Annotated in this window: 20 protein-coding genes; 12 read left to right on the top strand and 8 right to left on the bottom strand. The window is 58.7% G+C overall.

The window, feature by feature from the left end; all coding sequences use genetic code 11:
• Positions 1-27: 27 nt before the first annotated feature.
• The 4 genes from BLW11_RS09580 (at position 28) to groL (ending at position 3527) form a co-directional block, all read left to right on the top strand.
• Positions 28-753, top strand: a complete 726-nt coding sequence (locus BLW11_RS09580) for a HugZ family pyridoxamine 5'-phosphate oxidase (protein WP_048358939.1) — start codon at positions 28-30, stop codon at positions 751-753.
• Positions 754-824: 71 nt separating this feature from the next.
• Positions 825-1298: an FxsA family protein gene (locus tag BLW11_RS09585; protein ID WP_048358938.1), complete on the top strand. Its 474-nt coding sequence runs from the start codon at positions 825-827 to the stop codon at positions 1296-1298.
• A gap of 242 nt (positions 1299-1540) precedes the next feature.
• Entirely contained in the window at positions 1541-1834 is a 294-nt protein-coding gene (locus tag BLW11_RS09590) for a co-chaperone GroES (RefSeq protein WP_019827816.1), read from the top strand.
• A gap of 49 nt (positions 1835-1883) precedes the next feature.
• Positions 1884-3527, top strand: coding sequence for a chaperonin GroEL (groL, locus tag BLW11_RS09595; RefSeq protein WP_019827814.1), 1644 nt, complete (start codon positions 1884-1886; stop codon positions 3525-3527).
• A 155-nt stretch (positions 3528-3682) separates the two neighbouring features.
• On the opposite strand, the gene BLW11_RS09600 is transcribed toward groL, so the two are convergent.
• Entirely contained in the window at positions 3683-5632 is a 1950-nt protein-coding gene (locus BLW11_RS09600; RefSeq protein ID WP_048358937.1) for an LTA synthase family protein, read from the bottom strand.
• A gap of 204 nt (positions 5633-5836) precedes the next feature.
• On the opposite strand from BLW11_RS09600, the gene colR reads away from it, so the two are divergent.
• From colR to BLW11_RS09625, 5 genes are all read left to right on the top strand, one after another.
• The gene (gene colR / locus BLW11_RS09605) at positions 5837-6520 is read left to right on the top strand and encodes a two-component system response regulator ColR (protein ID WP_048358936.1); all 684 of its coding nucleotides are present in this window, start codon (positions 5837-5839) and stop codon (positions 6518-6520) included.
• On the top strand, positions 6510-7790 hold the full coding sequence (locus BLW11_RS09610; RefSeq protein ID WP_048358935.1) for a sensor histidine kinase: 1281 nt from the start codon (positions 6510-6512) through the stop codon (positions 7788-7790). The genes colR and BLW11_RS09610 overlap by 11 nt, the downstream gene beginning before the upstream one ends.
• Before the next feature lie 198 nt (positions 7791-7988).
• A complete protein-coding gene (locus BLW11_RS09615) occupies positions 7989-8669 on the top strand; it encodes a class I SAM-dependent methyltransferase (protein ID WP_048358934.1) in 681 nt (226 codons plus the stop codon).
• A gap of 2 nt (positions 8670-8671) precedes the next feature.
• Positions 8672-9388 carry a lipopolysaccharide kinase InaA family protein gene (locus BLW11_RS09620; RefSeq protein WP_048358933.1) on the top strand — a complete coding sequence of 239 codons (717 nt, stop codon included), beginning with the start codon at positions 8672-8674 and terminating at the stop codon, positions 9386-9388.
• Positions 9388-9609: a hypothetical protein gene (locus BLW11_RS09625; RefSeq protein WP_048358932.1), complete on the top strand. Its 222-nt coding sequence runs from the start codon at positions 9388-9390 to the stop codon at positions 9607-9609. Before BLW11_RS09620 ends, BLW11_RS09625 begins: the two co-directional genes overlap by 1 nt.
• Positions 9610-9691: 82 nt before the next feature.
• Here BLW11_RS09625 and BLW11_RS09630 read toward each other — a convergent pair whose 3' ends face one another.
• The 7 genes from BLW11_RS09630 to BLW11_RS09660 all read right to left on the bottom strand — a co-directional run bounded on the left by BLW11_RS09630 (position 9692) and on the right by BLW11_RS09660 (position 18759).
• Complete coding sequence (locus BLW11_RS09630) at positions 9692-10795, bottom strand: DUF1513 domain-containing protein (protein ID WP_048358931.1); 1104 nt, start codon at positions 10793-10795, stop codon at positions 9692-9694.
• Positions 10796-10809: 14 nt separating this feature from the next.
• Complete coding sequence (locus tag BLW11_RS09635; protein ID WP_048358930.1) at positions 10810-11874, bottom strand: imelysin family protein; 1065 nt, start codon at positions 11872-11874, stop codon at positions 10810-10812.
• Between the two features lie 27 nt (positions 11875-11901).
• Positions 11902-13329, bottom strand: coding sequence for a di-heme oxidoreductase family protein (locus BLW11_RS09640; RefSeq protein WP_048358929.1), 1428 nt, complete (start codon positions 13327-13329; stop codon positions 11902-11904).
• Between the two features lie 201 nt (positions 13330-13530).
• Positions 13531-14877, bottom strand: coding sequence for an imelysin family protein (locus BLW11_RS09645; protein ID WP_048358928.1), 1347 nt, complete (start codon positions 14875-14877; stop codon positions 13531-13533).
• Between the two features lie 161 nt (positions 14878-15038).
• Positions 15039-17090: a putative bifunctional diguanylate cyclase/phosphodiesterase gene (locus BLW11_RS09650; RefSeq protein WP_048358927.1), complete on the bottom strand. Its 2052-nt coding sequence runs from the start codon at positions 17088-17090 to the stop codon at positions 15039-15041.
• A 253-nt stretch (positions 17091-17343) separates the two neighbouring features.
• A complete protein-coding gene (locus tag BLW11_RS09655; protein ID WP_048358926.1) occupies positions 17344-17940 on the bottom strand; it encodes a superoxide dismutase in 597 nt (198 codons plus the stop codon).
• A gap of 216 nt (positions 17941-18156) precedes the next feature.
• The gene (locus BLW11_RS09660; RefSeq protein WP_048358925.1) at positions 18157-18759 is read right to left on the bottom strand and encodes a LysE/ArgO family amino acid transporter; all 603 of its coding nucleotides are present in this window, start codon (positions 18757-18759) and stop codon (positions 18157-18159) included.
• Between the two features lie 110 nt (positions 18760-18869).
• On the opposite strand from BLW11_RS09660, the gene BLW11_RS09665 reads away from it, so the two are divergent.
• From BLW11_RS09665 to BLW11_RS09675, 3 genes are read left to right on the top strand one after another with little or no spacing between them, the layout of a single operon-like run.
• Entirely contained in the window at positions 18870-19763 is an 894-nt protein-coding gene (locus BLW11_RS09665; protein WP_048358924.1) for a LysR family transcriptional regulator ArgP, read from the top strand.
• A gap of 52 nt (positions 19764-19815) precedes the next feature.
• Complete coding sequence (locus BLW11_RS09670) at positions 19816-20814, top strand: NAD-dependent epimerase/dehydratase family protein (RefSeq protein ID WP_048358923.1); 999 nt, start codon at positions 19816-19818, stop codon at positions 20812-20814.
• Between the two features lie 41 nt (positions 20815-20855).
• Positions 20856-21677, top strand: a complete 822-nt coding sequence (locus BLW11_RS09675; protein WP_048358922.1) for an ATPase — start codon at positions 20856-20858, stop codon at positions 21675-21677.
• Positions 21678-21688 lie beyond the last annotated feature (11 nt).

Below are 21688 nucleotides of genomic sequence, written 5' to 3' on the forward strand. Positions count from 1 at the left end.
ACGGGTTTTTTATTAAGGAGTCATAAATTGAGCGTTGAAGCTGCCAAGCATGCCCGAGAATTACTGCTCAAGGAATACCGTGGCGCCTTGGCCACTCAGTCCAAGGCCATGCCGGGCTTTCCTTTCGGCTCCGTGGTGCCTTACTGCCTGGACGAGCAGGGGCGGCCGCTGATTTTGATCAGCCGTATTGCCCAGCACACCCACAACCTGCGCAAGGACCCCAAGTGTTCCTTGATGGTCGCAGAGCGTGGCGCAGAGGATGTCCAGGCCGTTGGGCGCCTGACGTACCTGGCCGAAGCCGAACAGTTGACCGAGGCCAGCGCGATCGAAGCCGCAGCCGAGCGTTACTACCGCTATTTTCCTGAAGCCAAAGGCTATGACACCGCCCATGATTTTGATTTTTGGGTGCTTAACCCGGTTCGCCACCGTTATATAGGCGGGTTTGGAGCTATCCACTGGCTGGATCAGGTCACGCTGGCCAACCCTTTTGCCGGGCAAGTCGAGCTGCGTATGGTCGAACATATGAATGGTGACCATGCCAACGCCATCGAACACTACGTCAAATTGACCGGGTTACCGCAAACGCAGCCAGCTAAACTTGTGGGCATCGACAGCGAAGGCATGCATTTGCGTATCGGTGAAGGCCTCTACTGGCTGGGCTTTCCAGAGCCTTGCAACACTTCGACACAGGTGCGCGAAGCACTGGTTTTATTGGCTCGGGCAAATGAGTGGCCGAAAAAACAGACGGCATAGCCTTGAATTTGGACAGGCGCGCCGTCATCTAAGACGGGTTGGAAGATATTCTTCCGGAGAGGAATCATTTGATGCGTGCTTTTCTATTGCTCTTTCTGTTGTTTCCAGTGCTAGAGCTGTATGTCTTTTTCAAGGTCAGCACCGCTATCGGGTTTTTCCCTGCGTTGCTGCTGATCATTGCCGGCTCCATGCTGGGTGTTCTGGTGGTTCGCGTTGCAGGCCTGGCCACGGCGCTGCGGGCGCGCGAAAGCCTTAATCGCGGCGAATTGCCGGCCCAGCAAATGCTTGAAGGCCTGATGCTGGCGCTGGGTGGCGGTTTGCTGGTGCTGCCAGGTTTTATCAGCGATGCAGCCGGTCTGCTGTTGCTGTTCCCGCCGGTTCGCCGGTTCCTGGTCAATCGCCTGCGCAAGCGCGCAGAAGAACAGGCCATTCGCCAGCGTGCATTTGCCGATGATTTCGCAGCCGCCAATCGCCCTGCAAACCATCAGCCCATTGGGCGCGAGCCCAATGTGATTGAAGGCGAGTTCGAGCACCGCGACAAATAAGGCATTTGGCGTTATCAACACGGCACCTTGGGTGCCGTGTTTGTTTTCGGTAGCACACAAGGTTAAAAATTTCATGGGTGCGCCCTTGTAATAAGTGGATGCGCCCTTATGTAACGGACACCGCAGGGTTTTACTGGCAACAGCACAACCCCCTCAGCGAATCGCACCCGGCATTTCCGGACTTGCAAACCCAGCCGGTGTTGACACCGGCCGATGAACACCACAATTAGGAGAGATCGACAATGAAGCTTCGTCCTCTGCATGACCGCGTCGTAATCCGTCGCAGCGAAGAAGAAAAGAAAACCGCTGGCGGTATCGTTCTGCCGGGTTCCGCTGCCGAAAAAGCCAACAGCGGTGAGATTCTCGCTGTAGGCACTGGCCGCGTTCTGGACAACGGTGAAGTGCGTGCGCTGGCTGTGAAAGTGGGTGACAAGGTTGTGTTCGGCCCTTACTCCGGCAGCAACACTGTGAAAGTCGACGGCGAAGACCTGCTGGTTATGGCTGAGAACGAGATTCTCGCTGTTATCGAAGGCTGATTTCCCGCTCCTTTTCCCGTTACTACAAAGTATTTAAGGAAGAACGAACATGGCTGCTAAAGAAGTTAAATTCGGCGACTCCGCCCGTAAAAAAATGCTGGCCGGTGTTAACGTCCTGGCTGACGCAGTAAAAGCGACCCTGGGCCCTAAAGGCCGTAACGTGATCATCGAGAAGAGCTTCGGCGCTCCGACCATCACCAAGGACGGCGTTTCCGTAGCCAAAGAAATCGAACTGAAAGACCGTTTCGAAAACATGGGCGCGCAGCTGGTTAAAGACGTTGCCTCCCGTGCCAACGATGACGCTGGTGACGGTACTACCACTGCAACCGTTCTGGCTCAGTCGATCGTCAACGAAGGCCTGAAAGCCGTCGCTGCCGGCATGAACCCGATGGACCTGAAACGCGGCATCGACAAGGCGACCATCGCCATTGTCAAAGAGCTGAAATCGCTGGCCAAGCCATGCGCTGACAGCAAGGCCATCGCTCAGGTAGGTACCATCTCTGCCAACTCCGACAGCTCCATCGGCGACATCATTGCCGAAGCCATGGAAAAAGTCGGTAAAGAAGGCGTGATCACTGTTGAAGAAGGCTCGGGCCTGGAAAACGAACTGTCGGTTGTTGAAGGCATGCAGTTCGACCGTGGCTACCTGTCCCCGTACTTCGTCAACAAACCAGAAACCATGACTGCCGAGCTCGACGGTCCGCTGATCCTTCTGGTCGACAAAAAGATCTCCAACATCCGTGAACTGCTGCCAGTTCTGGAAGCTGTTGCCAAGGCCGGTCGCCCACTGCTGATCGTATCCGAAGACGTTGAAGGCGAAGCCCTGGCGACTCTGGTTGTGAACAACATGCGCGGTATCGTGAAAGTAGTTGCTGTTAAAGCACCTGGTTTTGGCGATCGTCGCAAGGCAATGCTGCAGGACATCGCTGTTCTGACTGGCGGTACCGTTATCTCCGAAGAGATCGGTCTGAGCCTGGAAAGCGCTACCCTGGAACACCTGGGTAATGCCAAACGCGTCACCGTAACCAAAGAAAATACCACCGTTATCGACGGTGCCGGTGTTGAAGCTGACATCCAGGCTCGCGTGACTCAGATCCGTGCCCAGGTAGCTGACACCACTTCGGACTACGACCGTGAAAAACTGCAAGAGCGTCTGGCCAAGCTGTCTGGCGGCGTTGCAGTGATCAAGGTTGGCGCTGGTTCCGAAGTAGAAATGAAAGAGAAGAAAGCCCGCGTTGAAGACGCCCTGCACGCAACCCGTGCAGCCGTTGAAGAAGGCGTGGTACCTGGCGGTGGCGTGGCACTGGTTCGCGCTCTGCAGGCCATTGCTGACCTGAAAGGCGACAACGCTGATCAGAACGTTGGTATCGCATTGCTGCGTCGTGCTGTTGAAGCACCTCTGCGCCAGATCGTTGCCAACTCCGGCGACGAGCCAAGCGTAGTTGTCGACAAAGTGAAGCAGGGTTCGGGTAACTACGGTTACAACGCAGCCACTGGCGAATACGGCGACATGATCGAAATGGGTATTCTTGACCCGGCTAAAGTGACTCGTTCGGCTCTGCAAGCGGCTTCGTCGATTGCCAGCCTGATGATCACCACTGAGGCGATGATCGCTGAGATCCAGGACGACAAGGCAGCTGGCGGCGGTATGCCAGACATGGGCGGCATGGGTGGTATGGGCGGCATGATGTAAGCCAGCCTTACCCCGATACGCAAAAGCCCCGCACGGTTAACCGTGCGGGGCTTTTTTTTGCTTTGTGGGAGCTGATCTGGCGATAGCATCAGTGCGGTGAGTCAGGCAGCCCGAGCTGCCTGCATCGCCAGCAAGCTGGCTCCTGCACACTCAAATTATTGCGCTGCTGCCTGCACCGGCGCCAATTTCACCGGCTTCCAGCCCAACAGTTGTTGCTTGTAGCCATGGCTGGCGGCCTGGTAGTAGGTGATCGCCCGTTCAATCAACGGATCGGTCGCCGGTACGCGGGACTCAATGCTGGCAGTCAGCGCTTCGTCGTGGCGGCGCAGGCCCTGACGCGGGCTGAGAATCGCCAGGTCTTTACCGTCAAACAGGCCCAGGTGCTGGTAGTTGCCCACCACCACTCGTGGCGGGAGCGGGTTGTCCTGCAGCAGGTTGCGACCGAAGAACGTCGACTGGTAATCCAGGTTCAGCAAACCGAGCAAGGTCGGCGCCAGGTCGATCTGGCTGGCCAGTTGCGATTCCTCACGGGCTTCGATCAGTTTTGGCGCATAGATAAACAGCGGGATCTGATAGTTGGTGATCGGCAAGTCTTCTTTGCCGGCACTGCCGGCGGTGTGGTCTGCCACGAACACAAAGATTGTGTTGTCGAACCACGGCTTGTTACGCGCATCCTTGAGGAATTGACCGATGGCGTAGTCAGTGTATTTCACCGCGCCGTCACGACCGTTACCCGACTTGATGTCGATGCGGCCTTCAGGGTAGGTGTACGGACGGTGGTTGGAGGTGGTCATCAACTGCAGCAGAAACGGCTTTTGTTGCGCATAGTTGGCATCGGCCAGCTTCAGTGTTTCGCGGTACAGGTCTTCGTCAGCCATGCCCCAGGCGTTTTTGAAGTGGATATCGGCTTCATTCACGCTGCTCTGGTCGACGACACGGTAGCCGTTGCCGCTGAAGAACGCGTTCATGTTGTCGAAATAACCGCGGCCGCCATATACGAATACGCTGTCATAACCCACGGCGTTAAGTTGCTGGCCCAGGCTGGCAAAACCGCTTTCACGGCCGATGCGCTTGACGATCGAGCGGCCCGGTGTCGGTGGAATGGCCAGGGTAATGGCTTCCAGACCACGGTCGGTACGAGTGCCGGTGGCATAGAAGTTGTTGAAGTACAGGCTCTCTTTGCGCAGCTGATCGAGGTTTGGCGTCAGGTTGCGGCCATCACCGTTGCTGCCCAGGTACTTGCCGCTGAGGCTTTCGATGGTGACCAGCACAATGTTGGGCTGGCGCGCAGTGCCGGGGTTGTCGATGTTGCGGCGAATATCCAGCGGGTCCTGGCCAACAAAGGTCGCGTTGGGTTCAGCCAGCTCACTGCGCAATTGCTTGGCCACCACGTCGTTGGGCAGGCTCGCGTAAAACTGCTGGTAATCCAGCTCGTTGTTACGGAACGCGGCGAAGAACTGATACGGGCCGTTGCTTGCCAGCTCATGCTGATAGGCGTTACCGCCCTGGCCTCGGGGACCATCCTGGTCAAGCAGTTGCAGGCTCAGACCGGCTACCAGCAGCAGGCCGGCGAAGGTGGCGATGCGCATACGAAAGGCCGGGAGCGGAGCATTGATCGCGGCCTTGAACGGTTTGCGCAGGGCAAGGCTCAATACCACGGCCGTCAGGGCGATGCCGCTGAGCAGCAGGCCGATCGGGTAGGACTCCAGCACGTTGTTCAACACCTCATCGGAATAGACCAGGTAGTCCACGGCGATAAAGTTGAAGCGCACCCCGAATTCATCCCAGAACAGCCACTCGGCCACGGCGGTGAACAGCATGGCGAACAGGCTGACGGTCAGCAGGCCTTGCAGGAACCACTGATGGCCACGTCGACGCCACAGGGCAGGGGGGCACAACAGCAGATACAGGCCCAGCGGCAGGGCGGCATAGGTCAAAAAGCCAAGGTCATACAACAAGCCAATACCAAACACCGGCAGCCAGTTGTTTCCGGCCTCTCCTAGATGGGTGACCAGCAAAACGCCTCGGGTAATCAGGAACGTCGCCAGCCAACAGCCAGTCAACAGAAGGAGGTAGCGCATAGGCGCGGTATGCAGCAGACGCATTGTTGTTTTTCCTTAAACGCAGGGGGGCGTGAGTGTGCGGGCGCTACTGTATTGAGTTTGTGAACCGAGAGTAAAAAAAATGTCATTTATGTGAGAGCGCTAACTAAATCGTTTGAGCGCCCTGCGGTGCTGGCCCTGCGCGGTGCTTGGCCTTAAGCTGCGCGGGCCAAGACGGCCGTAACTGCGAACGGAGACAATGTGCCCATGCGAATTCTATTGGTTGAAGACAACCGCGATATCCTCGCCAACCTGGCGGACTACCTGGGGCTAAAAGGCTATACCGTTGACTGCGCGCAGGACGGTTTGTCAGGTTTGCACCTGGCGGCTACCGAGCACTACGACCTGATCGTGCTGGACATCATGCTGCCCGGTATCGACGGCTATACCCTGTGCAAACGCCTGCGCGAAGACGCCCGCCGCGATACGCCGGTCATCATGCTGACTGCCCGCGACCAGCTGGATGACCGTCTGCAAGGTTTCAAGTCTGGCGCAGATGACTACCTGCTCAAACCGTTTGCCCTGTCGGAACTGGCCGCGCGAATCGAGGCGGTACTGCGTCGCGCCCAGGGCGGAGGCCGGCGCGAGTTGCAGGTCGGCGAGTTGCGCTACGACCTCGACACTCTCGAAGTGACCCGTGAAGGCCGCCTGCTCAAGCTCAACCCGGTGGGCCTCAAGCTGCTGGCGGTGCTGATGCAAAAAAGCCCCCACGTACTGCGCCGCGAAGTGCTGGAAGAAGCCCTGTGGGGCGACGACTGCCCGGACAGCGACAGCCTGCGCAGCCACGTACACCAATTGCGCCAAGTGATCGATAAACCGTTCGACAAGCCTTTGTTGCAAACCGTACACGGTGTGGGCTACCGCCTCGCCGAGATTCGCGATGGAGTTTAAGCAAAGCCTTTCCCAGCGGATCATCATCGCGTTTGCCTTGATGAGTGCGTTGGTGGCGGGGACATTCGCAGTGGGCATTATTGCCACCGTGCATCTGGTCGAAGAAAAGCTGATCTCGGCCGGGCTGGGCGGCGATTTGCAGCGCCTGTTGTTAATGGACAACGTGGCCGACTGGAACCATCGGCCCAAGCCAAGCCAGCTGTTTTACTTCAGCGGCGGGCGGGGCGACTTTGCGTTGCCCAAAGACCTGCGTCACCTGGACCCGGGTTTTCATGAAGTGTTTCGTGACCAGTTGTCGTATCACGCGATGGCTGAAGTGGTCGATGGCCGGCGATATGTCCTGCTGCAAGATCAGAGCGATTTTGAAGAGCGCGAGCGCGTGCTGTTTGCCGTGGTTGTGGTCGGTTTCGTACTGGCGCTGGCGCTGGCGGTCTTTTTGGGCTGGACCCTGGCTCGCCGGGTAATGGCTCCGGTGGTGCGGCTGGCCCGCCAGGTTCGTCATCGTGATCAGTTGCTGGGGCTGGCACCACCGCTGGCGCCGGACTACGCGGCCGATGAAGTGGGCGAGTTGGCAGTGGCGTTCGACGCCACGCTGGGCCGCTTGCGTGACACCCTGACCCGCGAACGGTTGTTCACCAGTGACGTGAGCCACGAGCTGCGTACACCCTTGATGGTTCTGGCAAGTTCCTGCGAGCTGTTGCTGGAAAACCCGTCACTGGACCAGCGCAGTCGCTCACAGGTGGAGCGCATATCGCGCGCTTGTGAAGAGATGCGCGAACTGGTGCAGACCTTCCTGATGCTGGCCCGAGCGCAACATGAAGATGCCAGCATGTCGCCCACGGTGACTCTTTCAACCGTTGCCGAAGGCCTGATCAGCCTGTGGCGTGAGCCCATTGAGGCCAAGGGTCTGGAGCTGATTTATGACCCGGGCAACCCGCTCGATGCCCGCTATAACGCCACTTTCCTGCACGCGGTCATGGGTAACTTGCTGCGCAATGCATTGCATTACACCGACACCGGCTTTATCCGGTTGACCCTTGAGCCCAGCGGCTTTGTGGTGGAAGACAGTGGTGTCGGTATCCCGGAAGAAAAGCGTCAGGCCATGTTCCAGCCCTTTGTTCGCGGCAGCGAAAAACGTGGCGAAGGCCTCGGGCTGGGTCTGTCACTGGTTCAGCGGATCTGCGACAGCCAGGGCTGGCGTGTGACCCTCACCACGATGGAGCCCAACGGCTGCCGGTTTCACGTCGAGCTTGATCCGGCCGACGCCTGAAACCCTCAAGTGGCCTGCGCCCTGCAGGCTGCTTTACTCTAAAAACGCGGGTTCAAGCATGGCCCCGCGCCACCATTCTCAGCCTGTAAAACCTTGAAATACTTGCCCGGGCGAGAGGACGAAATTTTCACCTGATGATGACCTGACGCAAACGTTCTCCTGATTAAGGTATTGCCTATATATCTCAGGAGCACTTTTATGAGCCCCATCATCAAGCTCAAATTTTCTGAAAAGTACAATCAACAGCACGCGGCTGAATACTTGATCAAGCACCAGGACGGACTGGCCCGACGGCTCTCGCACATGCGTGATGAGCAGTTGGCACGGCGCGCTCTGGCCTTGGCCGGCGAGCCTGCGGTTGTCCTGGACTTGCCCTGTGGCGCGGGCCGTTTTTGGCCGTTGCTGGCGAAAATGCCGAGCCGCGAAATCATCGGTGCAGACAACTCGGCATCGATGCTGGAGGTAGCGGCGCTGGCGCAACCGGCCGATGTGGTCAAACGGGTACGGCGCTTGCAGACGTCTGCATTTGAAATAGACATGCCTGATAACTCGGTCGACAGCATCTTTTGCATGCGCCTGCTGCACCATATCGGCGATGCAAGCCACCGGATGGCTCTATTACGGGAGCTTCATCGCGTCAGCCGGGACAGCGTGATTATTTCGTTGTGGGTTGATGGCAATTTCAAGGCCTGGAAACGCAAGCGTCTTGAGCGCGAGCGTGCTGCCGAGGCAGAGCAGGACGGTTACCAAAATCGCTTTGTGTTACCAGCTGCTACAGTCGAATCCGAGTTTAAAAAGGCCGGGTTCACCGTTCAGGAACATTTGGACTTTATTCCGCTCTACGCGATGTGGCGGGTTTACGTATTAAGAAAGAGGTAATCATGACCGTTGAATGTGCACAGCAATCCCCCTCTGCGACCGAAGACCGTTTTGAGTTCTATTGGAATCAAAGCGGTGAATGGGTTGAAGAACCCAACCAGCGTCGTGGGGGTGAGAGTGGTGTGCAACGGGTTCACGATGCCAATGGGCGCCTGCTCTATGCCAAGCGCCAAGTGGGCCATACCTACCGTAGCTGGCGTTACCCGCTGGGTCGTCCCACGGTACTGCGCGAACGTGATGCGCTGCTGGCCATGGACCGTTTATCGGTCGGTGTTCCTGGACTGGTGTTCTGTGGTGCCCAGCAAGGGGCTGACAAGCAATGGCGCGCCCTGCTGGTCACCGTCGCCCTGGACGGCTTTGTCGAAATCGACAACTGGTACGCCGCCGGAGAACGCGAGCGTCTGGGTGAAGCGGTGCATGACCGCGTACTTGAAGCCATTGGCCATACGTTGGCACGGATGCATCTGGGCCGCTGGCAACATGGCTGCCTGTACGCAAAACATGTTTTTGTACGGGTCACGGGGCACGGCGAGAGTGCGCAGATAGACGTGGCTTTGCTGGATCTCGAAAAAAGCCGGCAACGTCTGACCGCCCATAAAGCAGCTTCCCACGATCTAAAACAGCTACGCCGCCATTCGTCGTGGAATTCCACCGACTGGAACAAACTGAACTACTTTTATAAAACAGTGTTTGGCAGCGCTATCAAAGGTTTACGGTGATGAGGCGAGAAATAGCACGAAGTTTGTTTCTGCTGGGCGCTCTGGCCATTGCTGGCGTGGCATTAGCCGCTTGGGAGCAACCTGTGACCCAAGTGTTAAGCACCGCGCAAACAGGGGCTCATTGCCCGCTGCCGCGAGCAGTGAAAGTGGCGGTAGTGGCAAAACCCGATCACGACCTGCTGTTGTTTATGTTTGGCATGACCCAGGGTTTGCGCAAATAATGGTGGTTACAGCCTGCAGGGGCTGACAAAGGCTGCGATTTTCAAGGTTCAATATCACAGCCTTCGCCAGCTCATGCGGGATTTACCCTTGCATGACGTGTAAATGGTTGTCCCACAGCCCGGACGGCAAATCCAATGGCATGGCGGTCAGATTGCTCTGGCGACAATCGTAGAAACGGCAACGGCCCTGGCCGGACGTGACCACAAACCCGTCTTTTACCGCACCCACCCCTGCACAATCCGGCAAGGGCGCATCCAGGCGCAGGTCGCCGCTGTCCAGATCCCACACAAAGAATCGATTGCCCCGCGGAGCGGTCAGTGCCACTAGCCGCAACTCGCTGTGGACCGCAACACTGGCCGTGTAATGACCCATGGCGCGCAGTTGTTGCTCGGCCACCGGGAAGGGTTCAAACGGCTGGCCAGGACGCTTGATGGCCAGCAATTCGGAAAGCTCATGGGCATCCCCCATAAACTGCTGACAGGCGACGATCGTGCCGTCGCTGGCGATGCCCAGATGTCGCACGCTGTTCATCTGCTGGCTCAGGGTTTCCTTGCTAAGCAAGGTGCCATCACGTTGCATCAGTACCAGGCTGGGCTCCATCGCATTGAGATTCATCTCGACCCGGCTTTCGGCCTCGGTGCGAATCCCGCCGTTGGCCACCACCAGCGTCTCGCCGTCAGGCATCCACGACACTTGATGCGGGCCTACACCGTGGGTGGGGATTTCGCCACTGTGAACCAGACGCTCGCCCTCGAAGCGATAAACCCCCAGCAACCCGCGGCCCGGGTCGGTGGTGTCGTTTTCGGTGGTGTACAGCCACTCGCCGTCTTTATGGATCACGGCGTGGCCATAAAAATGCCGATTGGGCAGGGAGGTCAGGGTTTGCAGCAACTGCCCGTCTGCCAGGCCGATCAGGTAGCTTTCGGTGCCGGGGCGCCGCGCTACAAATAGTGCAATGGGCAGTGTGGGGTGGTTGATGATGTCATGGCAGCGCTGGCCGACCCGGGTGCTGAAGACCTGGGTGCCGTCCAGACGATAGCCGACCGCAAAATGATTGCCGTCCCCATCGTCCCGGGCACTGAGCAGCAGCGGGCTCTGGCCTTTTTGTTTAAACAGCGACCAGCCACCCAGCGTCATGGCGCTCAGCAGTAAACTGCCGAGCTTGAGAGCTTGCCTGCGCATCATCGAGCCTTCCTTTATCAATCGCCGTCGTTGGCGTTAAAACCCAGCTGGATACCCAGTGCCTTGGCCAGTTCACCTTCGTGCAGGCGGTGAACCACGTTCAGGCTGTCGTAGATGGCGTCGAGCTGGGCACGGCCGGCGTCGTCAGCCAGCAGTTCGTTGAGCGAGCGCTGATTGTCGTTAAACAGTTTGAGAGAAGCGGTGTAGGCCGCATCGATCTTGTCGGCCAATGGCTTTTGTTCGGCAGGCAACAGGCCGCGCAAACCTTTGTTGTCGACACCGGTCCATACGGTCTGGGCGGCGGCCAGGCTGGCGGCCAGGCTTTTGAGCGACGACTCGCTACGCCACGCATCAGCCTGGAACGGCTGCGGGATGCCCTTGCTCTGGCGGCCCATTGGCGTGCCGAGTTTTTTCTTCAGGGTGTCGAGTGCGGTCACTTGTACGCGCAGCACATCAGCAATGGCTTCGTGGGAGTCGGCGTAACGCTGGTTCGGGAACTTGCTCATTTGCGCGAGCATGCCGTCAGTGCTGTTCCAGCTGGCCAGGATCTCTTCAGCCAGTTGCTTTTGACGTTCACCGATGGCGGTAAGCAGCGGGCAGTAGCGGGCCTTTTGCGTATCGTCAGCGAGGTTGATATTGCTGTCGAACAGAATGTATTCGTAGGCGGACAGGCCCTGTACCACAACGCTGGACTTGGCCAGTGCGGCGGCATCGATCTGCGGCTGGGCGATCACCAGTTGCTCGACCTGACGGCCGACCAGGTTCTTCTTGTCTGGCCAGAACTGTACCTGCCACGCGCGATTGCCTTCGGCCAAAGGCCCGATCAGCAGAGGCTGCAGCTCGGCCCAGGCTTTTTGCGCATGCAGGAAGTCGGCTCTGGCCGTCTCAAGGGTTTCCTTGCCTTCGCAGTAGGCCAGAGCGCTGACAGCCAATTGGCGGTCGGCTTCAACCCAGCGGCTGTAGGTCGGCAAAATCACTTGCTTGGCGATCGCCGCCGAAGTTACGGCTTGCGGGTCTTGTGGCGAGCAGGCGGCCAGGGCGATAGCAGCGAGGCTGGTGAACAAAAGCTTGGGTCGAAACATGTCGGGGTCCCCGATCTTGTAAGGCGTTTAAAGAGAGTTCAGGAACGCCAGCAACGCAGCGCGCTGCTCGGCATTAAAGCGTAAAACCTGTTGCTTGGCCGGTTCTGCCTCGCCGCCATGCCAGAGCACGGCTTCCAGCAGATTGCGTGCACGGCCATCGTGCAAAAACTGGGTGTGGCCACTGACCGCCTGGGTCAAACCTATGCCCCACAGCGGCGGCGTGCGCCAGTCGCGGCCAGAGGCGGCGAATTCGGTACGGTTGTCAGCCAGGCCAGGGCCCATGTCGTGCAGTAACAGATCGCTGTACGGATGAATGACCTGATTGGCCAGTTCGGGCTCGGCGGCGTTGGCTGACGTGGTGAACGTTGGTGTATGGCACGACGCGCACCCGGCCTGGTAGAACAGGTTTTTACCGGCCAGTACCTGGGGCGAGCCGACATCGCGGCGGGCGGGCACGGCCAGATTGCGGGTGTAGAACTCCACCAGCCGCAGAATGTTGTCGCTGACCTCCGGCTCGCCATCAGGGCCATTGCCGTTGGGCGCTTGCAGGCAGTCAGTCTGGGCCGGGGTGCAATCATCGAACGGTCTCAGGGATGTAGTGAGCCCCATATCACCAGAAAAGGCGTGAACATTCTGTTGATTGAGGTTCGGTTGCCCGGCTTTCCAGCCAAATCGACCCAGGACAGTTTTTTGCTGTGCGTCATCCCACACCTGATTGGGGCGCCCGGCGATGCCATCACGGTTTTTGTCCTCAGGGTCGGCATTGGCCAGAATCGCCGCCTCAGGGATCGCTTCAAGCAAACCCAGGCCAATCATCGGCGGAGCAATGCGTGCCGAGAAGCGCGTTTCGGGGTGCATTGGGCCATAACCCAATTGGGTGATCTGCAACGCGGGTTTGCGCAGCTCGACTTCCGTGCCGTCCTTGAAGCGTACGGAGACGGGCTCGTAATCGACCCGCACCTTGCCTTCCGGAGCAACACCGGGCACCGACATGTCTTGCAGCTGGCCGCCGTAGGTCGGTTCCGGGACCACCCCGACCTGTTCGATCAGCTTGGCCAGCACAGGATCGTTGGGGATCGACAGGCGAACCAGCATCGAGACCGCGTTTTTGGCGCCGGGGGCGGGCGGGTGGCCGCGACCGTCCTTGATGTGGCAGTTCTGGCAGGCATTGGTATTGAACAGCGGGCCCAGGCCATCACGGGCGGTGGTGGTGGCGGGCGCGATCACCCAAGGGTTGCGGAAGAAGCTGTTGCCGACGCTGAAGTCCAGACGCCGGGTGGGCGCAAGGTTGGCCGAGGGCATGGAAAACGCGTTGTGATCGGTTTTGCGCACCGTAGTAGCCCCGCCGGAGCGGGCTTCGCCGGGCTCGGGTTTGGTAAAGCGCGGCGCATCATCACAACCGCCAAGGCCCAGGGCCATCAGCAGCAGAGACAGGCGAAGAGGCAACGAAGGCATCAAGCGTCCAGATCAGCGAGCAAAATCGAGGGCGTAAAGTCTAGCAGGGAAGGTGAATTGAAATAAGAGGGATTAGCGTTTGCTGTGGCTATAGCAGACTAATGACCCTGTAACCGCTGCCGAGACTAAAGCTACAGGAGGCGGCCCACAAAAAAAGGCGACCCGAAGGTCGCCTTTTTTCATTCACTCAAACGCTGCGGATCAAAACTCGTGATCGGCGTTGTCCGGGTTCAGGTCGGTGATGCCCAGCTTGCCAGCGGCTTGCTCGATGGCACCGGTCTGTTTGACCAGGGCGGCGATGGCGTCACGTACTACCTGGTTGCCCGCTTCGTTGCCCGCAGCGATCAACTGGTCGTAGTGCTCGCCCTTGTTGGCGAGGTCTACCATGACCTGGATCTTGGCTTCGGTGTCGGCCAGATCGGATTTCAGCGTAGCGTCTGCAGCCGGGTCAACGACCACTACCAGCGACGACAGGCTTGGGCCGGTCAGCTTGGTGCCGTCAGTGCGCAGGTACTCACCCAGGTACACGTTACGGATGCCCTTGGCGTCGTAGAAGTGCGAGTTATGGGTGTTGTCGCTGAAGCAGTCATGCTCGTCTTCAGGCGAGTTGGCTTCCAGCGAGACTTTCATGCGCTCGCCAGCCAGTTCGCCCAGCGACAGGCTGCCCATGCCGAACAGCATTTTGCGCAGGCCATTTTTCACCGGCTCGGCTTCAAGGGTGGCGCGGTAGTTGTCTGCAACGTTGGGTGCCCAGTTGCCGACCATTTCGTTGAGGTCGCTGACCAGCAGTTGGGTCACGGCCTTGAGGTAGGCACGACGACGGTCGTTGTGGCCGCCAGTAGCGCCTTCGCCTTCTAGGTAGTCGGACGCTGGACGGTTGCCTGCACCCGGGCCTGTACCGTTGAGGTCCTGGCCCCACAGCAGGAATTCGATAGCGTGGTAGCCGGTAGCCACGTTGGCTTCGGAACCGCCCAGCTCGTTCAGGCTGGCCAGGGTTTCCGGGGTGATTTCGGTGACGTCGATCTTGTCTTCGCCGACCTGGATCTGGGTGTTGGCAATGATGTTGGCGCTGGCGCCCGGGTTACCCAGTGCGCCGGCGTAGCTGGCGTCAACGTAGTCGATCAGGCCTTCGTCCAGGGGCCAGGCGTTCACTTGGCCTTCCCAGTCGTCAATGATGGTGTTGCCGAAGCGGAACACTTCGCTCTGCAGATAAGGTACGCGGGCTTCGATCCAGGCTGCACGGGCGGCCTTGAGGGTGTCGTCGTTCGGCTTGGCCAGGAACGCATCGATAGCGGTTTGCAGGTTTTTCGCGGTGGATTCAGCATCGCTGTACACAGCGTGAACGATGTCTGCGTAATGCGCGACAACGGCCTTGGCGGCGGCTTCATCGACTTTTGCAGCGCTGATGTCAGCGGCTGGCGTCGCGCTGCTGGTGGCTGCTGCCGGCGCAGGTGTCGCGGCGGTTTTTTCCTTGTCCTTGTCGCCACAACCGGCGAGTGAGATAGCAATGGCCAGCAGACTGGCGGTAGCCAGAGGCATACGAATCATGGCGAAAATCCTGCTTCGAGAGATGGGACAAGCGTGCGGGTGCACGCAAAACTGCCACATAATGCGAAAGATATGCATTTTGTGTAAAGGGTTACTGTTGTAAATATTTCTTATTTACTTTGGCTCTACACCGGATCTTTCGCGAATCAAGAAACATGGATTTACATAATCACTGTCTTGCCACGTCGTGACTGCTTTAGATAAGCGACCATCTCCCGCGCGCCTAGGGGTTTGCTGTACAGATAGCCCTGGCCTTCATGGCAGCCTTCGCCGATCACATAGGCTTCTTGTTCGGGGGTTTCGACGCCTTCGGCGATGACCTGCATGCCCAGGCTTTTGCCGAGCTGGATGATGGCCCGCACGATGGTGGCATCGTCGCCATCATCAATCAGGTCCTGCACAAAACTTTTATCGATCTTGATTTTGTCCAGCGGCAGGCTTTTGAGGTAGCTCAACGACGAGTAGCCGGTGCCAAAATCATCAATCGCAATCAATGCCCCGGATCGGCGCAGGCTCAACAGGTGCTGGGCGGCGGTGCTGATGTCTTTCATCAGGCTGGTTTCGGTGACTTCCAGCTCCAGGCTGCGCGCAGGCAGGCGGTGGCGCTGCATCAGGTTGTTGACCACCCGCGGCAGTTCGACGTGGTGCAACTGCACCGTGGACAGGTTGACGGCCATGCGCAGCTCACCGTAGCCCAGGTCGAGCCATTCGCGCAGCTGGCGGCAGGCCTGATCCAGTACCCATTCGCCGATGGCAATGATGCTGCCGTTTTTTTCGGCCAGAGGGATAAACAGATCGGGCGGGACCAGGCCGTGCTCGGGGTGATGCCAGCGCAAGAGTGCTTCGACGCCGACCACGCGGTGGTCGCTGTAGCGGATCTGTGGCTGGTAGACGAGAGAGAGCTGATTGCACAACAGGGCCTCGCGCAGGTCTTTTTCCAGCTCGCGCATACGCCGCATCTCGCGGTCCACGCTGGCGATATAAAACTGGTATCGGCTGCGCGAGTAGCTTTTGGCCAGGGTCATGGTTTGTTCGGCTTTTTGCAGCAACTGTTCGGTGGTGTCGCCATCTTCGGGGAACAGTGTGATGCCGATGGTGGCACGCAGGCGGATGTTTTGCTGGTCAAGGCTGAACGGCGTTTCGAGATCATCCAGAATGCTTTGGGCCAGTTCGGCCGCTTCGTAGGGTTGCTCGATATGTGCCTGGACCAGGGCGAACTGGTCCCCGCCCAGACGTGCCAGGGCACCCAGGCTTCCGCTGTGGGCGCGCAAACGATCGGTCAGGGCCTGTAGCAACTGGTCGCCGGTTTGATAGCCAAACTGCTCGTTGATCCCTTTGAAATCGTCCAGGCCCACACACAGCACGGCGACCCGGCGTTGCAAGCGACCGGCATCGGTCAGGATCTTGCCCAGTTGCCCCTGCAATTGCTGACGGTTGGGCAGACCGGTCAGGAAGTCGTATTGCGCCATGCGCAGCAAGGAGTTTTCGGCTTCATGACGCAAACGGTTATTGCGTTCAATCGAGGCCAGCAACTGGTTGGAAGTGTTGACCCAAACCCCCAGCTCGTTGTGTTCGTGGCCCTTGAGCAGAGGGATCACATGCTCACTGGGGCGGTCCGGGTTGATGCTGGTCAGGTGCCCGATAGTCTTCGACAGCGGTTTGGTCAGCCAGTAGTGATACACCAGGTACAGCCCCATCCCCATCAGCAGGGCGCGCAACAGGCCGGAGATCAGCAGGATCACCGAGTTGGCCAACAGGCCTTCTCCGTAAGTGGCGGTGTCGAGGGTAATGCTCAGGTCGCCGTAGTACTCGCCATACGGTCCCCGGCCCACCAGCGGAATACTGTAGGTGTACTCCTGGCCCAGAATCAGGTCGGTTACCCAGCGGCTCGAAGACTGTTGCAGTGGCCGTGATTTTTCGCCGAGGGGCGTTTCATTGGGGTGGCCGATGGAGGCCTGGCGCACGGCATCATCCTGGAACAGGCCTTCGACGACCTGCATGGCCATGTCGTGGTCCAGGCTGTACAGCGCCTGGGTCGAAGGGTCGCGAAACATGTCCAGAATACGTTCAGCGTCAACTGTCACGGCCTGTCGGACTTTGTAGGCATCGAACACAATTTGCGCGCAGCTCAGTGCGCACCCTACGACCAGTGCTGACAGCAGCACGATCCGGAGCAACTTCAGTGACAAGCTGTTCTTGAATTGCAGCTTCAAAGTGCTCTTCCTTGTGTCTTGCCGGTAAAGCCTGTGGCCTTGTATGGGGAGTTTTTTTGCGGGTGTGCAAGGCACAATCACGCAGGGTTGACGATCGCTACTGTGTCGGTAAATCCCCCTTGAACTTGAGGCACAGATTAAAAAATCCAATGGGTTGATCTTAGCTGGCGCAAACTTTCCGGGCAGGGATTTTGGCACTTTTAATCGGGCAAAAAAAACCCGGCAATGCCGGGTTTTTTATCTGTAGCCGGGCTTAAGCGGTGAAGGTTTTGCCTTCGAACTGCTCAGCAACGAACTTCCAGTTTACGAGGTTCCAGAACGCCTCAACATACTTCGGACGCACGTTGCGGTAGTCGATGTAGTAAGCGTGTTCCCAAACGTCGCAGGTCAGCAGCGGGGTGTCGCCGCTGGTCAGCGGGTTGCCGGCGCCGATGGTGCTGGCCAGGGCCAGGGAACCGTCAGCTTTCTTCACCAGCCAGCCCCAGCCGGAGCCGAAGGTGCCAATGGAAGTCTTGCTGAATTCTTCTTTGAACTTGTCGAACGAGCCGAACGAAGCGTTGATGGCATCAGCCAGCGCGCCAGTTGGTTCGCCGCCGGCGTTTGGCGCCAGGCAGTTCCAGTAAAAGGTGTGGTTCCAGACCTGAGCGGCGTTGTTGAAGATACCGCCCGAAGAGGTTTTAACGATCTCTTCCAGGGTTTTGCCTTCGAACTCGGTGCCTGGCACCAGGTTGTTCAGGTTCACGACGTAGGTGTTGTGGTGCTTGTCGTGGTGAAACTCCAGGGTTTCTTTGGAGATGTGCGGCTGCAGGGCATCGTGTGCGTACGGCAGCGGCGGCAATTCGAAAGCCATGATGATTCTCCTAATCAGGTCAGTTGCGATGAGCGCAAGGCCGATCACGGGCGGCCAAACACGCGCCGAAGAGTTTTTACTCTTTGCGGCGCAGGGGCTGGATCATAGCACCGGGGTGCCGGCTTAACCACGCGGCAACTGTGTGGGATAGACGTTTGCTCATGATCTATGGAAAAAACAGATCAGTGTTGGCGGGTGTTTTTGGAGGGCTTCGCTTCAGCCCGAAACAATCAACTGCACCGCCACGGCGTACATCATCACCGCCACCAGCAAGTCCAGTACACGCCAGGTGTTCGGGCGGGCCAGCCACGGTGCCAGCCATGCGGCGCCCAGTGCCAGGGTAAAAAACCACAGCAGCGAGGCGCTGGCCGCACCCACCACATAGGCACCGGGTACGCTCTGTTGTGCGCCGAGTGAGCCGATCAGCAAGACGGTGTCGAGGTAAACGTGGGGGTTGAGCAGGGTGACGGCCAGTGCGCTGAGCATCACCGCCTTGAGTGAGCGTGCAGTCTGGCCAGCCGATTGTTCAAGGCTGGATCTGGAAAACGCACGGCGCAGTGCCTGGGTGCCGTACCACAGCAAAAATACTGCGCCGCCCCAGCGCGCAACACTGAGCAGCAACGGGTTTTGCGCCAGGATTGTCGCCAGGCCAAATACCCCGGCCGCCACCAGCAAGGCGTCACACACCACACAAAATGCCGCCACGGGCAGATGGTGTTCGCGGCGCAGGCTTTGCGCCAGCACGAAGGCATTTTGAGTGCCGATGGCCATAATCAGGCCGAACGCGACCAACAGGCCATTAAGGTAGCTTTGCCACATAAGGATTACTCGTCGTGCTGCAGGCGGGAGAGAGGGTTACTGCTGGCTATTGTCGGGTGCTTGGCTGTATAAGAAAAACCAATATTGCTGATCGCTCATTAGGAAAACTGATGTTCGACTATAAATTGCTTTCGGCCCTGGCCGCCGTGGTGGAACAAGCCGGTTTTGAACGGGCGGCGCAAGTGCTTGGCTTGTCACAATCGGCCATCTCCCAGCGCATCAAATTGCTCGAAGCCCGCATCGGCCAGCCGGTGCTGGTGCGGGCATCGCCCCCGACCCCGACCGAGATTGGCCGCCGCTTGCTCAACCATGTGCAGCAAGTGCGCCTGCTCGAGCGTGACCTGCAAAGTGCTGTGCCTGCGCTGGACGAAGAAGGCTTGCCCGAGCGCCTGCGGATCGCCTTGAATGCAGACAGCCTGGCCACGTGGTGGGCCCCGGCGGTGGGGGACTTCTGCGCCGAGCAGCATCTGTTGCTGGACCTGGTGGTCGAGGATCAGACCGTTGGCCTCAAACGCATGCGCGCCGGTGAAGTTGCCGCCTGCCTGTGTGCCAGTGAGCGACCGGTAGCCGGGGCCCGCAGCGTGCTGCTGGGCGCCATGCGCTATCGGGCACTGGCGAGCCCGGCGTTTATTGCCCGGCATTTTCCTGACGGGGTGAGCGCCGCACTGCTGCCCAAGACGCCGGCGCTGGTGTTCGGGCCGGATGATTTTCTGCAGCATCGCTATTTGGCTGCACTGGGCGTGGATGGCGGGTTCGAGCACCATTTGTGCCCGTCTTCCGAAGGGTTTATCCGCCTGACCGAGGCAGGCCTGGGATGGGGGCTGGTGCCTGAGTTGCAGGTGCGCGAGCAGCTGGCAAACGGAATATTGGTGGAGCTTTTGCCAGATAAACCCATCGACGTGCCACTGTACTGGCATCATTGGCGCAATGGCGGACAACTGCTGGGTCAACTGACCGAACATTTATCCCGTTCGGCAGCCCGCTGGTTAGTGCCTTTGGCCTGACAACCGGCGTTTAAAGAGCAAGCAACAAGAATTACAGCATTTGGAGCGATTGATGAAGATTCTGGTCACCGGCGCGAGCGGCTTTATTGGCGGACGCTTTGCGCGTTTTGCCCTGGAGCACGGCTTTGACGTTCGGGTCAGCGGGCGACGCGCTGAAGGTGTTGAGCACCTGGTGCGACGTGGGGCTGAATTTATCCCGGGTGATTTGACCGATGGCCTGCTGGTACGCGACTTGTGCGTCGATGTCGATGCGGTGGTGCACTGTGCCGGCCACATGGGCGCCTGGGGGCGCTATCAGGATTTCCATCGTGACAACGTGCTGGTCACTGAAAACGTGGTTGAAGCCTGCTTGAAGCAGCGTGTACGGCGGCTGGTGCATTTGTCTTCGGCAGCGCTGTACTTCGACGGACGTGGGCACACGGACCTGACGGAAGACCAGTTGCCCCGGCGCTTCAGGCACCCCTATGCCGCGACCAAAAACCTGGCAGAGCAAAAAGTCTTCGGCGCCCAGGAGTTCGGCCTTGAAGTGGTCGCCCTGCGGCCGCGCTTTGTGACCGGAGCGGGGGATATGAGCCTCTTCCCGCGCTTGTTGAAATTGCAGCGCAAAGGTCGTTTGGCCATTGTGGGCAATGGCCTGAACAAGGTCGACTTCACTAGCGTGCAAAACCTTAGCGAGGCGTTGATGAGCAGCCTGCTGACGACCGGCTCGGCGTTGGGCAAGGCCTACAACATCAGTAACGGCACGCCGATACCGTTGTGGGATGTGATTAATTACGTGATGCGCCAAATGAACGTGCCGCAAGTCACCCGTTACCGCGGCTACGGGCTGGCCTACTGCCGGGGTGCTCTCAACGAGGCAGCCTGCAAGCTGTGGCCGGGGCAGCCTGAACCGACACTCTCGCGTTTGGGCGTGCAGATCATGGACAAAGACTTTACCCTCGACATCAGCCGCGCGCGGCATTACCTCGACTACGACCCAAAAGTCAGTCTGTGGGCCGCGCTGGATGAATTTTGCGGCTGGTGGAAAGCTCAGGAATCGCCCTACCGTTAACCACTTGCCGCTACCTCTAAAGCTTCAAAAAAGGTTTTGCCATGCGTAACGATGCCCGCGACGACTTTGACGATGTCCCGACCCTGCGCGCCGATGCGCATGACCATGATGAGTTGGCGTCGACAGCCGGTGCTCGTGAGCGCACCACGGTGTACTCGCGCAACACCCCGGTGATCAAGGTCAAGGGCCCGAGCACCGGTCCTCTGTGGACGTTGATCTGCGCTTTGTTGCTGGCTGTTGCCGGGCTGGGGTGGTGGAGCTTCCAACAGATTTCACTGATGGAGCAGCAACTGGTGGCAACCCAGGAGAGCTTTGCGCGCATCAGCGAAGAAGCAGCGGGGCGGTTGCAGGCGATCTCCGGCAAAGTGGTGGCCAGCGAGTCGACGATCAACAACGGCAGCGAAGCCTTGAAATTGCAGATCAAGCAGCTCGAAGAGCAACTGCTTGAGCAGAGCAAGCGCCAGCAAGGGTTGGTGGCGGGGCAGCAGGGCGATCTGGACCAGCGTTTTGAGCAAATCAATGCCGCGATGTTGCTGCAAGTGACGGCTCAGAAAGAAACCCAGACCCGGCTTGAAACCGAGATGAAAAACCTGGGCACTGAGTTGGCGGCGCTCAAGGCCAGTGTCGCGCAACAGGTGGCGGACGTGACAGCCTTGAAAAAACAGGGCAATCCGAGTTCGGCGGTGGAGCGACTGGAGCAAGACATGATCGTGCTCAAAAGCGAGATGGAAAACCGCCCGGCACCTGCCCAGGGCGCCAATGCTGCCGAGTTTGACGTGTTCCGTGCCCAAATGACGCGCAACATCAATACCCTGCAAAGCCAGGTCCAGAACCTGCAAAAGCAGATCAGCGCCAGGCCTTGAGTCTTCGTTGA

Source organism: Pseudomonas deceptionensis, assembly GCF_900106095.1.
In the GTDB taxonomy this organism is placed as follows: Bacteria; Pseudomonadota; Gammaproteobacteria; order Pseudomonadales; family Pseudomonadaceae; genus Aquipseudomonas; species Aquipseudomonas deceptionensis.